The organism is Paracoccus marinus (assembly GCF_007018965.1).
Classification (GTDB): Bacteria; Pseudomonadota; Alphaproteobacteria; order Rhodobacterales; family Rhodobacteraceae; genus Paracoccus; species Paracoccus marinus.
On sequence record NZ_VJYZ01000020.1, the window covers coordinates 17737 to 31678 of the forward strand.

Below are 13942 nucleotides of genomic sequence, written 5' to 3' on the forward strand. Positions count from 1 at the left end.
CCAAGCGCGCCCTTGGGATCAGCGGCCGAGACGGCGGGTGATCTGCGCGGCCTGGCGCGCGCGCTTGGCGGTCTGGCGCATGTTCTTGGCCTGCTTCTTCGACGCAGGCGTCGGCTTGCCGGCAGCGGTCTTGCCGCCGGTGCGCTTCGACGCGTAGTCGATGCCCTTGTTCATGCCCCAGTTCATCGCCCGGCGCGTGACCATGCGGGCGAACATGCCGAATATCTGGTTCAGGTTCATCGTGATCCCCAAGGAAAGGCGGCCGCTTTCGCGGTCAATCGTCATCGAACAGGTCGCCGGACAGCCCGGCGTCGCGGTTTCCGCCCCCCTGCCCGTCTGTGTCATCGTCCCCCATATCAGAGCCTGCGCCCCCCGGCGCAAGGGGCAGTCCGGCCGCCGCCGGGCGCGCATCCAGCAGACCGGCCGCGCGCAGTTCCGACAGGCCCGGCAGGTCGCGGGTGCTTTCCAGTCCGAAGTGATCGAGAAATCCGTCGGTGACCACGAAGGTCACCGGCCGGCCGGGGCTTTGCCGGCGGCGGCCGACGCGGACCCAGCCGATCTCGATCAGCTGGTCCAGCGTGCCACGGCTGACCGCGACGCCACGGATTTCCTCGATCTCGGTGCGGGTGACGGGCTGGTGATAGGCGACGATGGCAAGCGTCTCGGTCGCCGCGCGCGACAGGCGGCGCTGTTCGACCGTGTGGTGCTGCATCAGAAAGCCCAGGTCGCCCGCTGTGCGGAAAGCAAAGGCGTCGCCCACCCGGACCAGTTCGACCCCGCGTCCGGCGTAGCGGCGGCGAAGCGACGCCACCGCCTCGGCCGGGTCGCAGCCTGCGGGCATGCGGGCGGCAAGGTCGGCGATCCGCAAGGGCTCGGTCGCGGCGAACAGAAGCGCCTCGGCCATGCGTTCCTGCTGGTCGAGGGGCGGGGGCGGAAAGGCGTGAGGCCCGCCGGTGGTGGCGTCGGTCGTGGCGTCTATCATGGCGCGTCGGTCATGGCCCGCGCCGACGGATGGCGATCGGCGCGAAGCTGCCTTCCTGCCTGATCTGCACCCGCCCCTGCTTGGCGAGTTCCAGCGAGGCGGCAAAGGTCGCCGCCGTGGCCGAGCGGCGGCGGGCGGCCGACGCGTCCCACCCGTCGGGCATGAAATCGGCAAGGTCGGTCCAGCCGCCGGCAAAGCCGATCAGCCCGCGCATCCGCTCCAGCGCCTGTTCCATCGTGTAGATGTCGCGCCGGTCCAAGGCGTAGGGGCGGAACTCGTCACGGGTCTTCACCCGGGCATAGGCCCGCATCAGGTCGATCAGCCCCGCCTGCCATTCCACCCGCCTGACCCGCAGCGTGGGATCGGGATCGCCCCGGCGGAAGCGGTGGGCATCCAGCCGGTCGCGCGCCATCAGCTGCGCCGCCGCCTGCCGCATCGCGGCCAGTCGTTCCAGCTGGAACGCGAGATGCGCGGCCATGTCGAGCGCCGACGGCCCTTCGGCCTGCGGATCGGGGGGCAAGAACAGGCGCGATTTCAGGAACGCGAGCCACGCGGCCATCACGAGGTAATCCGCCGCCAGCTCGATCCTGAGCGTCCGCGCCTGCTCGACAAAGGCGAGGTACTGTTCCGCCAGCGCCAGCACGCTGATCTGCATCAGGTCCACCTTCTGCGTCCGCGCGAGCGTCAGCAGCAGGTCCAGCGGCCCGTCGTACCCCGGCACGTCCACGATCAGCGCCTCGTCCTCGGCCGGCGCCGGAACGGGCGCGGGATGGGGATCGGGCGCGGGCACGGGGTTCAGATGCGGGGGATGTTTCATCGGCAAAGCGTCCGCCAAGGCGGCGGACCTGTCAACGCCGCGCGAGGCGCGGCGGAACGAAAAGGGCCGCCCCGAAGGACGGCCCCGCCGCAAAATCGAACCCTGAAGGGATCAGTTCTGCGCGTAGTATTCGACGACCAGGTTCGGTTCCATCTGGACCGCGTAGGGCACGTCGCCCAGGGCCGGGGTCCGCACGAAGGTCGCGGTCATCTTGTTGTGGTCGACTTCCAGGTAGTCGGGGACGTCCCGCTCGGCCAGGCCGACCGATTCCAGCACGATCGCCAGCTGGCGCGACTTGTCGCGGACCGAAACCACGTCGCCTTCCTTGACGCGGTAGGACGCGATGTTCACGCGCTGGCCGTTCACCTGCACGTGGCCGTGGTTCACGAACTGGCGCGCGGCGAAGATGGTCGGGACGAACTTGGCGCGGTAGACCACCGCGTCCAGACGACGCTCCAGCAGGCCGACCAGCATCTCGCCGGTATCGCCGCGCAGACGCTCGGCCTCGGCATAGATGCGGCGGAACTGCTTTTCGGTCAGGTCGCCGTAGTAGCCCTTGAGCTTCTGCTTGGCGCGCAGCTGGGTGCCGAAGTCGCTGAGCTTGTTCTTGCGGCGCTGGCCGTGCTGGCCGGGGCCGTATTCACGCTTGTTCACCGGGGACTTGGCGCGGCCCCAGATGTTTTCGCCCATGCGGCGGTCGATCTTGTACTTGGCAGCGGTGCGTTTGGTCATCGCTGATCTCCTTCGTTTCGCAGTGTGAAGGGCGTTGTCCTTTGCGTTGCCCGTATGGACGGGCGCGGCCGACAGGTCTCCCCTTGCGGGGTCCACCAACACCAATGGAAGCGGCGCTTATAGCCGCGGTCGCGCGGGTGTCAATGACCCCCGCGCGAAGGATTTTCAGTGCATCATCCGGCCCATCAGCAGCCAGGCCAGGGTCGAGCAGACGAAGGCCGCCGCCGCGACCGGCATCGCCGTGCCGTCGAACGCGAGTCCTACCGGGGCCGCGATCACCACCGCCAGCAGCGTGGACACCGCCGACACCACCGACGCGGTCATGCCCGCGATGTGGCCCTTGCGCTGCATGGCGAGCGCATTGAGGTTCCCGAAGGTCAGGCCCGCCATCATGAACAGGCTGACCGCCCACAGGAAGAACGCGGGGAACCGAAGGGCGGGCGGCAGCACGTCGGTCCAGAGCGCCAGCATGAACAGCCCCGACACGATGATCTGCATCGCATAGGCGCCGCGCGCGATCCGCCGCATCCCCAGCCGCATGACCAGCCGCGCGTTGATGAACGTGCCGAGCGCGGCCAGCAGGGCCATCACCGCGAACCACAGCGGGAACTGCTCGCCCGTGCCGTAGGTGTCCGCGAACAGCTGCTGGGCCGACGACAGCAGCGCGAACATCTGCCCGAACCCCAGCGAGATCACGACCGTGCACAGGACGATCTCACGGTCCGACAGCACTTCGCGCGCCCCGGCCCACAGCGTGCCGAACTCCAGCGGCCGGCGGGCGGCTTGCGGCAGCGTCTCGACCTGGCGCAGCATGAACCACGCAAAGCCGGTCGCGCCGAACAGCAGGAAGCCGCCGAACACGCCCTGCCACCCCATGAAGTGGATGAACGCGAGCCCGATCGAGGGCGCCACCGCCGGCACGATCATGAACACCATCATGATGAAGCTGGTGATGCGCGCCATCTCGCGCCCCTCGTACATGTCGCGCACCAGCGCGGTGCCGACGATGCGCGGGCCGGCCGCGCCCAGGCCCTGGACGAACCGGATCACCAGCAGCGTCTCGAGCGAATGCGCGAACAGCGCCGCGGCCGCGGCGGCGAGGTAGATGCCGAACCCGATCGCCATCGCGGGCTTTCGTCCGATCGCGTCCGAAATCGGCCCCGCGAACAGCGTGCCAAGCCCCATCCCCGCGACGAAGCTGGTCAGGATCAGCTGGGCGCGGTTCACGTCATCGGGCGACAGCTCCGCCGCGATCTGGGGCAGCGCGGGCAGCATGGCGTCGATGGAAAAGGCGACGGTGGCGAACAGGAAAGCGAGCAGCGCGATAAGCTCGCCCTGCGGCAGCCGCCGGGCGGCCGTAGCGGTAAAGGTGGACATGCGGGATTCCTTTCAGGCAAGACCTACGTGCTGCGACGGACTGCCGCAAGGCGGCGCCCGGGGCTGCGAAGGGCCCGAGGAGAAAGCGGCCGACGCACCCGCCTCACGTGTCGCGCGCGAACCCTGTTAACCTTCTCGACGCCTCCCTATATCGGCCGCATGACAGCCTCTTTGCACATGATGAAGCTGTGCGTCGGCGCCAGCGGCCCTGACGAACTTGCCCGCTGGCAGCGCGACCGCTTTGGCGGCGCGCCCGCGCAGCACGTGACCCGGATGTGGCCCAAGCGCTGCGACGAGCTGCTGGCGGGCGGGTCGATCTTCTGGGTATTCAAGGGCACCATGCTGGCCCGTCAGCGCCTGATCGGGTTCGAGGAACGCAGGGGCGAGGACGGCATCACCCGCTGCGCGCTGATGCTGGACCCCGTCCTGGTCCCGGTCGCCGCAGTCCCCCGCCGCCCGTTCCAGGGCTGGCGCTATCTCAAGCCGTCGGAGGCCCCGCCCGACATGCCCGCCCACCGCGCGACCGAAGCGGCCCTGCCCCCCGCCCTCGCCCGCGAACTGGCGGCCATGGGTCTGCTGTGACCGCTTGACCGGGCCCGGCCGGCACGGTATCGCCGGACACACGCGGGTGTAGCTCAATGGTAGAGCAGAAGCTTCCCAAGCTTACGACGAGGGTTCGATTCCCTTCACCCGCTCCAATCCATCATCGCTCCCGTGCCGCGCGTCGTGCGATGGGCCGCATCGCTCACGGCGTGCGGCACCGGCCGAAACCTGCCGTTTCAAGATGCCGGCTGCCGCGAGGCATTGCGGAACAGGGCCTTCTACCGCATCAAATGCGTGCATTGCAGCCGACGCCATTTCAAGCACGCAGGAGCCGCGGCCATGGCCTGCCTCGGGATCGATCTGGGAACCAGCAACTCGCTGATCGCCGTCTTTGATGATGACGGGCCGCGGCTTCTGCCGAACGCGCTTGGCGAATATCTGACCCCGTCGGTCGTGGGCCTCGCCGACGACAACCAGACGCTTCTGGTCGGCAAGCCCGCGAAGATGCGGCTGGTGCGCCACCCCTCCCTCACGGCTGCGCGGTTCAAGCGTCTGATGGGCACCCCCAAGCAGATCAGGCTGGGGCGCCGCAGCTACAGCGCCGTCGAGCTGTCGGCAATGGTGCTGAAATCGCTCAAGGCGGATGCCGAGGCGGCGCTGGGGTGCGCGGTGACCGACGTCGTGATCTCGGTGCCCGCCTATTTCAACGCGCTTCAGCGCCAGGCCACCAAGGACGCAGCCGAGATTGCCGGGCTGACCGTCCAGCGCCTGATCAACGAGCCGACGGCAGCGGCGCTGGCCTCCGGAGTCCAGAACCGCGACGAGGAAAGCAGCTTCGTCGTTCTTGATCTCGGTGGCGGCACCTTCGACGTGTCGATCCTCGAGATGTTCGAGGGCGTGATGGAGGTCCGCGCGAGCTCGGGCGACGCGTTCCTGGGCGGCGACGACTTCACCGAGGCGCTTGCCCGCCACGCCGCGACGAAGGCCGGGATCGACTGGTCCCGACTCGACCCCGCGGGGCTCGAGGCACTTCTTGCGTTGGCCGAGGACGCGAAGCGGCGGCTGGCTGCCGGCCGCAGCGTCACCGGCCGGGCGGCGGTCGGTGGACGCGAAGTCGAGCTGACGATTTCGGACGACGAGTTCGCGGCGCTGACGGAGCCCCTGCTGGAGCGCATGCGCCGCCCGATCGAGGCCAGCTTCTACGATTCGGGGTTGTCGGCCGATCAGGTGGACCGGGTCATTCTGGTCGGCGGCGCGACCCGCATGGCGGCGGTGCGCTCGCTTGCCGCGCGCGTCTTCCGCCAGCTGCCCGACGGCCGCGTGGATCCCGACCACGCCGTCGCGCTTGGCGCCGCGGTGCAGGCCGGGCTCGTGTCGAAACACCAGGGCTTGCGCGACGTGGTCATGACCGACCTCGCGCCCTTCTCGCTTGGCATCGACACGGCCAGAAGGATCAGCGGAAAGCGTTACTCGACAAACCGTTTCGAACCCCTGATCGAACGCAACACCCTGCTGCCCGCAAGCCGCGCAGAAACGTTCGTGACGATCGCGGACAATCAAAGCGAATTCGCCATGCAGATCTTTCAGGGCGAATCCGCGATCGCGTCCGAAAACATCAAGCTTGGCGACCTTTTCGTCTATCTGCCGCGCGGACCGGCGGGGCAAGAGGCGGTGAACGTGCGTTTCACCTAGGATCCCAGCGGGCTGCTGGCGGTGGACGCGACGGTCCTGTCAACCAACCGCACGTTCTCGAACGTGATCGACAACCTCGCATCCGCCATGCCGGCCGCAGAAAAGGCGAAGCGCCTGAAGGAGATGGAGGCGCTCAAGCTCGACGTCCGCGAGCAGGCCGAGAACGTGACCCTGCTCGAGACCCTGAAGCACCTTCACGAAGTGCTTCTTGGCAACGACCGGCTGCTTCTGGCGCGGCTCTTGGATGAGTTCGACAGCGCGCTGGCATGCCAGGACCCCCGGGTGATCGCCGCCGAGCGGACGCGTGTTTCCGAACTGGCCCGCCAGATCCAGGAAAACTATGTCCGGTAGCGGCGTGTCGTTCAGCCACATGGGCGAGATCTGGTCCGAGCTGGGGCTGGACGAGCCGGCCGAAAGCGCGCGCGACGTGCGTCGGGCCTATGCGCGCCGCTTGAAGGCGGCCGGTCCCGACCAGTCTGCCGAGGACTTCCAGCGACTGCGCGATGCCTATGAACTGGCCCTGAGGCTGACGGACGACGATGAGCCAAGGCGGCGCGTGAGCGTCGTCCCCGCCGCCGCCCTGGATGGCCCGGCCGCTCCGCCACGCCCGACCTATCGCAAGGCGCGAAGCGGCGGCAGCACCGCGCCTCAGGACGCGACCGACGCCGGCGCGCGGGTGCCCGCATACTCAGCTCCGCCACCGGATGACGATACCGAACCGCACGACGATGCGAACCCGGAACCGCCGATCTCAGTGGCCGCGCCCTGGCTCGGCGAAGCGCAAGGGTCCATTGCGCAGGAACCCGGGCAGGCGCACCCGCGCGAAGGCGCGAACGAGCTTGACCGGCAGCCCCCTCCGGACGAGGCGACCGATGCCCTTTCGGCGGACCATTCCGCCCCGTTGCCCTCGCGCCGCTTCACCGCAGCCCCCGCCCCGACACCCTGGGGCGGAGCGGCACCCGAAGCGATCCTGCCCCGGATCGACAGTCTGTTGCGGTCGCGCGTGTACGATCCCGAGGCATGGCGGCCCATCTTGGCCAGCGTCGCGCTGGAGGATCGGTTGGTCCGCGACCGGGCGGAAGCGATGATGGTGGCGCATCTCTCCGAGGTTCGGCCGCCTGCCGAATGGGTGCGGCTGATCGACCAGCGGTTCGGCTGGCGCAGCGACTTCGTGGGGTTCCGCCGCCGCTTCCCTGACGCGGTGGAATATCTCGACAGGATCGACCCGGCTTCGGCGCCGATGCGACCGGCCGGTGTCCAATCGGGTATCCGCCCGGCATTCATTTGGATCTTCGCGGGCATCCTGGCGGCCACGCTCTACATCGGAAACGTAGGCGAAGTTTTCGTGCTTGAAGCGTTTGGCGCAGCAATGTTCTTCGCCGTGATGGTGACGGCTGTTCAGGTCGTATTCCTTCGATTCCTGCTGTCGCTCATGTCGGTTGTGGTGCGCTACTTGCCCATCGTCGTCCGCAAACGTGTATCGAGGCTGAGACTGTGGTGGGCGCGTCCGATCCGGGGGCAGGAAAAGCTGGCCGTCTTCGCCTGCGCCCACGTGGCGCTTGTCTTTGTGGTTGCGCTTTACCTGCTGTTCTAGGTGCTGACCGGGATGCAAGCGTGGTGCCGGGCTCTTTCCCCGGACACCCGTGGTCCCATGACCCCGGCAACATTCCGCCTGTACATCCCCCTCCTCCCCGCCGCGCAGGTTTACATCCGCGCACCCGCCCCCAAAGTCGGCCCTGCCCGTATCGCGGGGCGGTTCACCGACAAGGGATTCATCATGAGGCGATTTCTTCTGCAGGCGGTCTGCTGCGTGCTTCTGGTGCCCGGCACCGGCGCGGCGCTGGCGGGTACCGAAAACGCGGCCGGGTGCGAGGTCGTGGCGCCGATGATCGCGCAGATCGTGCGGCTGCGCGCCGGCGGCTACGACCAGGCGCAGGCCGCCGACTACATGGGCAAGTCGCTGACCAAGTTCATGTCGCAGTTGCCGGCAATGCCCGACGCGGACCGCAAGGAGATGCAGCGGCTGCTGGTGTTCTCGGTCGAGCAGGGGATCCGCAACGCCTACGCCATGCCGATGAGCGATCCGTTCTTCTCGCTCGACGGCAAGGCGCTGGATACCGAGGTCTACAAGGAATGCCTCAAGGCGTGAGCCGAGGGTAAAGGCGCGGGCGAAGCGCCCGGTGTTCGGAATTGTCGAACGCCACGATCCGCTTCGTACCCGTTTTCCCGAAGGCTGGCAGACCCCATCTCTGGCGTCAGCAGAAGGGAGACCCGCCATGGACCTTACCGGTATCCACCACCTGACCGCCGTCACGGCCGACGCCAGCGGCACCGACCGCTTTTATCGCCAGGTCATGGGGATGCGGCGCGTCAAGAAGACCGTCAATCAGGACGACACCTCGTCCTATCACCTGTTCTACGCCGATGGCGCGGGCAGCGCCGGGACCGACCTTACCTTCTTCGACTGGCCCACGGGCCGCGAACGGCGCGGCACGCGGTCGGTCAGCCGCACCGGGCTCAGGATCGACCCGGCAAGCCTTGACTACTGGGCCGCGCGCCTGCGCGAGGCTGGCGTCGAGGCGACCCCGATCCGCGAGGTGAACGGCCGCGCCACGCTGGATTTCGAGGATCCCGAGGGGCAGCGCCTGCGCCTGACCGCCGACGCTGGCCATGGGGCTTCCGCCCGTCCCTGGGACCGCAGCCCGGTTCCGGCGCAGCACCAGATCCTTGGGCTGGGGCCGATCACGATGGCCGTCCGCGACCTCGCGCCCACGCGCGCGGTGCTGACCGACGTCATGAACATGCGCGAGACGGCGGAATATGCCGATCCCGACGCGGGTGCGGATGGCACGGCGGCGGGTGCCCGCGTCCACGTCTTCGAGATGGGTCCGGGCGAAACTGCGGCCGAGCTGCACGTTTCGGTGCAACCTAGCCAGGCCTCTGCGGCGCAGGGCGCGGGCGGGGTTCACCACGTCGCCTTCCGCGTGCCCGACGCACCGTCGCTGCTGGCATGGTCCCGCCGGGTGGCCGATCACGGGATGCGCACCACGGGCGAGATCGACCGGTTCTATTTCCGCAGCCTCTATTTCCGCGAACCCGGCGGCGTGCTGTTCGAACTCGCCACCGACGGGCCTGGCTTCGCGCAGGACGAGCCGGCCGGGACGATGGGCGAGGCGCTGTCCCTGCCCCCGCAGCTTGAACCCCGGCGCGCCGAGATCGAGGCGCAGCTGAAACCCATCGACTGACGCCTGCCGCTACCCCCGGCAGCGCTTGCAACGGCGCGGCCGGGCCGCAGCGTCCGCCGCCGACCCCTCTGGCGGCCCGGCGCGGCTCGCCTATGGTGCAGGCGGATGCAGCGCTGAAGGGATGGCGGATGGACTACGACTGGGTCGCCTTGCTCACGATGGTCGGGGCGGGTTTCGTGGGCGGAATGCTCAACGCCGTCGCGGGCGGGGGGACGTTCATCACCTTTCCCGCCCTCGTGTTCGTGGGCCTGCCCCCGGTCACGGCAAACGCCAGCACCACGGTCGCGGCGTTGCCCGGCTATCTCGCCTCGGCGATCGGGTTCCGCCGCGATCTGGCGCGGGTGGACCGGCGGCAGGTCGTGCGGCTGACCGTGCTGACCGCGCTCGGGGGCGCGCTCGGGTCGGTCCTGCTGCTGGTTTCGTCGAACGACGCCTTCTCGGCCGTGGTGCCGTTCCTGCTGCTTGCCGCGACGCTGGTGTTCGTGTTCAGCGCGCAGGTCCGCCGCTTCGCCTCGCGCTTTCGCGGCGGCGTCACAGCTTTCGGCGCAGGCAGCATGATCCCGGTCGCGATCTATGGCGGCTATTTCAACGGCGGCCTGGGCATCATCCTGCTGGCGCTGTTTTCGCTCTGGGGAATGACCGACCTGCACGCGATGAACGGCCTCAAGACCTGGCTGAGCTTCGCGCTTGCGACCATCTCCGCCCTGATCTTCGCCGCCGGGGGCGAGGTCGCCTGGCCCGAGGCGCTGTTGATGAGCGTGGGCACCGTCACCGGCGGCTATCTGGGCGCGCCGATCGCGCGGCTGATCCCGATGCCGGCGCTTCGGGCCTTGATCGCCGTGGTGGGCTTCGGCATGACGGCGGTGTTCTTCTGGCGATATGTGAACGGAGCATAGGCACATGGCAGACAACACGGCGGCAGCGCGGACCGAGATCACGCGGATCGAATGCGGCGACCGGATGAGCATGGCGGTAGTCGCGAACGGCACCGTCTATCTGGCGGGCCAGGTCGGCGCGCCGGGCGAATCCGTGGCCGCGCAGACCCGCGCCGTCCTGGTCGAGGTGGACCGCCTGCTTGCCGCCGCAGGCACCGACAAGACCCGCATCCTTTATGCCCAGATCTGGCTTGCCGACATGGCCGACTTTGCCGAGATGAACGGCGTGTGGGACGCATGGGTCGCCAAGGGCCACGCCCCCGCCCGCGCCACCGGCGAGGCGAAGCTCGCCACGCCCGACTACAAGGTCGAGATCATCGTCACAGCGGCGCTCTGATCGCGCCCAGAACGGAACGGGCCGCCCGCAAGCCGGGCGGCTCGCCCCCGCGGCCAAGCCGGTCCATCGTCAGGTCCATCGCCGCGATCTGGGCCGCGCGCGCCGCGTCATCCTGAAACAGCTTCGCCAGCGCGTCGGCCATCGGTCCCGGCCTGCATCTGGCGCCCAGGTATTCGGGCACCGCGCGCGTTTCGCTCACAAGGTTCACCAGCGTCACCGTATCGGTCCGCAGCATCCAGCCGATCAGCGCCCGGCTGACCGGGGCCATGTCGTAGCCGATCACCATCGGCACCCGGTTCGCCGCGAGTTCCAGGCTGACGGTCCCCGACGCGGCCAGCGCGATGTCGGCCGCGGCAAAGGCGGACAGCTTTTCGGCCGCATCCTCGACCAGCACAGGCACGGTGGGCCAGCCCTGCGCCATGTCGGCGATCTGTGCGGCCACCCCCGGCACCGTCGGCAGGGCGACCCGCATGCCGGGCACGCGGTCGCGCAACAGCGCCAGCGTCCGGCCGAAGCGGGGGCCGAGGCGCGCGATCTCGCCCCGCCGCGATCCGGGCAGGCACAAGACCAGCGGCGCGTCGGGCGCGATGCCGTGGCGGGCGCGGAACCGGGCGGCGGCGGGCGGGGTCGCGCGGGGTTCGGCGACGACGGGGTGGCCCACGAAATCGCAGGTCATCCCGGCCGCGCGCATCAAGGGCGGCTCGAACGGCAGGATCGCCAGCACGTGATCGATCGACCGGGCCATCTTGGCGGCCCGGCCCGGCCGCCACGCCCAGACCGAGGGCGCGACGTAGTGGATCGTGCGGATCGACGGGTCCGCCGTGCGCACCAGCCGCGCGACCCGCAGCCCGAAGTCGGGGCTGTCGATGGTGACGAGCGCGTCAGGCTTCCAGTCCAGCACCGCCTGCGCGGTTTCGGCGATCCGGCGCTTCAACGCGCGGTATTTCGGCAGCACCTCCCAGATGCCCATCAGGCTCAGCTCGGCCATCGGAAAGCGGCTTTCCAGCCCGTGCGCGGTCATCTGGGGCCCGCCGATGCCGCGAAACTGGGTGAGGGGGTCGAGGTCGCGCAGCCCCCCCATCAGCGCGCCGCCCAACCGATCGCCCGAGGGCTCGCCCGCCACCACGAAGATGCGCGGCGCGGCGGCTGGAGGGGCGGCAGGGGCATCGGGTTCGGGCGCGGTCATGGGCGCGCCCACAGGAACAACCCGGCCCCTTTCGCGGCGGCAACGGCGGCGGCGCGGTCCAGCACAATGACGCCCCCCGCTTCCCATGCGATGCCGGACAGGCCCGCGCGGGCCGCGGCCTCGATCGTCGCGGGCCCAAGCGTCGGCAGGTCGATCCGGCGGTCCTGCCCGGGCTTCGGCGCCTTGTAGAAGACCCCGCCCGCGCCACCGGGGCCCGCAGCCCCCGCCCGGTGCCGGGCCACGAAATCCAGCATCGCGTCGGTGCCGGGCAGCGTCTCGACCGCCACGCACAGCGCGCTTGCCACCACGGCGCCCTGCCCCAGATCCAGCGGTCCGAGCGCGGCCAGGATCTCGGCCGCGCGGTCGGCGTCGCGGCGGTCGGCGTCGGTCGGGTCGCCCGCCAGCACCCCCGCGCCGGGGACGAGGTCCGGCAGTAGGTCCTGCACGCCGACGACGGCTAGTCCCCAATCCTCGAAGATCGCGATCACCTCGCGCAGCGCGCCGTCGTCGCCGGACTGCATCGCGTTCAGGATGCGCGGCAGCAGCGCGGCGGTGCGCTGGTCGAACAGTTCCGGGTCGAGGCGCGGCCTGCGGACCGCGCCCGCGAACACGACCCGCCCGACCCCCTCGTCCACCAGCCGGTCGAGCAGCGGCACAAGCCGTTCCAGCCGGAACGGCTCAACCGCGAGGCCGTCGGGGACGAACCCTTCAAGGGCAAAGACGCGCGGTTCGGCGCCCACGTCACGCAGCGCGGCGACCACCACCGCCGCCAGCGATCCCTGCCCCGCGATCACGACCGTGCGGGCGGGCGTCTTGCCGGTGACGGTCATGCCTGCGGCGTCAGAAAGCTGCGCTCGGACGGCGCGAGGATGAAGTCGAGCACCTCGCGTTCCATCGCCGACACGCGGCCGACGGCGCGTTCGCGCGCGGTCTCGCGCAGCGATCCGCCCGACAGCGCGGCGAGCAGCTGGCGCAGCGCCAGCACGTCGGCGCGGCCCGCCCCGCGGCGCTTGAGGCCGATGAGGTTCAGCCCGTCCACCTGCCCGCGCGGCCCCTGCACCAACGCATGGGGCAGAACGTCGGCCGTCACCATCGTGACCGCGCCGATCATCGCCCCTCGGCCGATCCGCACGAACTGGTGAATGCCTGACAACCCGCCCACGATCACCTCGTCCTCGATCACGCAATGGCCCGCGACGGCCACGTTGTTGACCAGGATGACGTTGTTGCCCACGCGGCAATCATGCGCGATGTGGCTGCCCGCCATGAACAGCCCGTCATCGCCGACGACCGTCTCGCCCCCGCCGCCCTCGGTCCCGGGGTTGATGGTCACGTATTCGCGGATGCGGTTGCGCGCCCCGATCCGCAGGACCGTGCGCTCGCCCCGGAACTTGAGGTCCTGAGGCGCCTCGCCGATGCAGGCAAACGGGAAGATCGTCGTGCCGGCCCCGATCCGGGTGTCGCCGGTGACGACGACATGGCTTTTCAGGACCACGCCCTCGTCCAGTCGCACCTGCGCGCCGACATGGCAGAACGGCCCCACCTCGACGCCCGCGCCCAGCACCGCGCCGGGCTCGACGACCGCAGAGGGGTGGACCGATCCCTCAACCATTCGCCGGAAGGTCCATCATCGCGGTGAAATCCGCCTCGGCGCACAGCTTGTCACCCACCATCCCCCGGCCGCGGAAGCGCCAGATGCGGCCGCCCGCGCGGGTGATGTCGATGTGCAGCTCAAGCACGTCGCCGGGGACGACCATGCTGCGGAACTTGCAGTTGTCGATCGCCATGAAATACGTGAGCAGGTTGCGGTCCGCCACGTCCAGCGTGACGCCGACGAGGACGGCGGCGGTCTGGGCCATCGCCTCGACCACCAGGACGCCGGGCATGATCGGCGCGTTCGGGAAGTGGCCGGGGAAATGCGGCTCGTTCGCAGTCACGTTCTTGATGCCCACCGCCGACGTCCCGGGCACGATGTCGCGCACCTTGTCCACCAGCAGGAACGGATAGCGGTGCGGGATGATCCGCTTGATCAGGGCAAGGTCGGCCTCGGTATGTGGGGCAGGCGTGCGCTCGGTGGCGGCCATCGGTTCCTCCGG

Annotated in this window: 17 protein-coding genes and 1 tRNA gene; 9 read left to right on the forward strand and 9 right to left on the reverse strand. The window is 69.5% G+C overall.

The window, feature by feature from the left end:
- Window positions 1-18: 18 nt before the first annotated feature.
- The 5 genes from FNF32_RS10340 to FNF32_RS10360 form a co-directional block, all read right to left on the reverse strand.
- Complete coding sequence (locus FNF32_RS10340) at window positions 19-240, reverse strand: hypothetical protein (RefSeq protein ID WP_143796626.1); 222 nt, start codon at window positions 238-240, stop codon at window positions 19-21.
- Window positions 241-274: 34 nt separating this feature from the next.
- A complete protein-coding gene (gene scpB / locus FNF32_RS10345) occupies window positions 275-982 on the reverse strand; it encodes an SMC-Scp complex subunit ScpB (protein ID WP_131674425.1) in 708 nt (235 codons plus the stop codon).
- Window positions 983-992: 10 nt separating this feature from the next.
- On the reverse strand, window positions 993-1799 hold the full coding sequence (locus FNF32_RS10350; protein ID WP_131674424.1) for a segregation and condensation protein A: 807 nt from the start codon (window positions 1797-1799) through the stop codon (window positions 993-995).
- A 111-nt stretch (window positions 1800-1910) separates the two neighbouring features.
- Entirely contained in the window at window positions 1911-2531 is a 621-nt protein-coding gene (rpsD, locus tag FNF32_RS10355) for a 30S ribosomal protein S4 (RefSeq protein ID WP_131674423.1), read from the reverse strand.
- 165 nt (window positions 2532-2696) lie between these two features.
- Window positions 2697-3908, reverse strand: coding sequence for a multidrug effflux MFS transporter (locus tag FNF32_RS10360; protein ID WP_131674422.1), 1212 nt, complete (start codon window positions 3906-3908; stop codon window positions 2697-2699).
- Between the two features lie 159 nt (window positions 3909-4067).
- Here FNF32_RS10360 and FNF32_RS10365 point away from each other — a divergent pair, with 159 nt between their 5' ends.
- From FNF32_RS10365 to FNF32_RS10405, 9 genes are all read left to right on the forward strand, one after another.
- Window positions 4068-4490 carry a DUF1489 family protein gene (locus tag FNF32_RS10365; protein WP_131674421.1) on the forward strand — a complete coding sequence of 141 codons (423 nt, stop codon included), beginning with the start codon at window positions 4068-4070 and terminating at the stop codon, window positions 4488-4490.
- Between the two features lie 42 nt (window positions 4491-4532).
- A tRNA-Gly gene (locus FNF32_RS10370) sits at window positions 4533-4606 on the forward strand.
- A 184-nt stretch (window positions 4607-4790) separates the two neighbouring features.
- Window positions 4791-6143 carry an Hsp70 family protein gene (locus FNF32_RS10375; RefSeq protein ID WP_131674420.1) on the forward strand — a complete coding sequence of 451 codons (1353 nt, stop codon included), beginning with the start codon at window positions 4791-4793 and terminating at the stop codon, window positions 6141-6143.
- Window positions 6144-6164: 21 nt separating this feature from the next.
- Complete coding sequence (locus FNF32_RS10380; RefSeq protein WP_131674419.1) at window positions 6165-6494, forward strand: hypothetical protein; 330 nt, start codon at window positions 6165-6167, stop codon at window positions 6492-6494.
- Between the two features lie 19 nt (window positions 6495-6513).
- Window positions 6514-7737 carry a hypothetical protein gene (locus FNF32_RS10385; protein WP_143796627.1) on the forward strand — a complete coding sequence of 408 codons (1224 nt, stop codon included), beginning with the start codon at window positions 6514-6516 and terminating at the stop codon, window positions 7735-7737.
- 183 nt (window positions 7738-7920) lie between these two features.
- The gene (locus FNF32_RS10390) at window positions 7921-8292 is read left to right on the forward strand and encodes a hypothetical protein (RefSeq protein WP_131674417.1); all 372 of its coding nucleotides are present in this window, start codon (window positions 7921-7923) and stop codon (window positions 8290-8292) included.
- Between the two features lie 127 nt (window positions 8293-8419).
- On the forward strand, window positions 8420-9388 hold the full coding sequence (locus FNF32_RS10395) for a ring-cleaving dioxygenase (RefSeq protein WP_131674416.1): 969 nt from the start codon (window positions 8420-8422) through the stop codon (window positions 9386-9388).
- A gap of 128 nt (window positions 9389-9516) precedes the next feature.
- Window positions 9517-10284 carry a sulfite exporter TauE/SafE family protein gene (locus tag FNF32_RS10400; protein ID WP_131674415.1) on the forward strand — a complete coding sequence of 256 codons (768 nt, stop codon included), beginning with the start codon at window positions 9517-9519 and terminating at the stop codon, window positions 10282-10284.
- A 4-nt stretch (window positions 10285-10288) separates the two neighbouring features.
- Window positions 10289-10660, forward strand: a complete 372-nt coding sequence (locus tag FNF32_RS10405) for a RidA family protein (protein WP_131674414.1) — start codon at window positions 10289-10291, stop codon at window positions 10658-10660.
- Here FNF32_RS10405 and lpxB read toward each other — a convergent pair.
- The 4 genes from lpxB to fabZ are packed head-to-tail and all read right to left on the reverse strand — an operon-like array spanning window position 10644 to window position 13930.
- Window positions 10644-11846 (reverse strand): lipid-A-disaccharide synthase, encoded by a 1203-nt coding sequence (gene lpxB / locus FNF32_RS10410; protein WP_131674413.1) that lies wholly within the window; start codon window positions 11844-11846, stop codon window positions 10644-10646. The two genes, FNF32_RS10405 and lpxB, sit on opposite strands and share 17 nt — an antisense overlap.
- Window positions 11843-12676: an LpxI family protein gene (locus FNF32_RS10415; RefSeq protein WP_131674412.1), complete on the reverse strand. Its 834-nt coding sequence runs from the start codon at window positions 12674-12676 to the stop codon at window positions 11843-11845. Before FNF32_RS10415 ends, lpxB begins: the two co-directional genes overlap by 4 nt.
- A complete protein-coding gene (lpxA, locus tag FNF32_RS10420) occupies window positions 12673-13458 on the reverse strand; it encodes an acyl-ACP--UDP-N-acetylglucosamine O-acyltransferase (protein WP_131674411.1) in 786 nt (261 codons plus the stop codon). The genes FNF32_RS10415 and lpxA overlap by 4 nt, the downstream gene beginning before the upstream one ends.
- On the reverse strand, window positions 13451-13930 hold the full coding sequence (fabZ, locus tag FNF32_RS10425; RefSeq protein ID WP_131674410.1) for a 3-hydroxyacyl-ACP dehydratase FabZ: 480 nt from the start codon (window positions 13928-13930) through the stop codon (window positions 13451-13453). Before fabZ ends, lpxA begins: the two co-directional genes overlap by 8 nt.
- Between the last annotated feature and the right edge of the window lie 12 nt (window positions 13931-13942).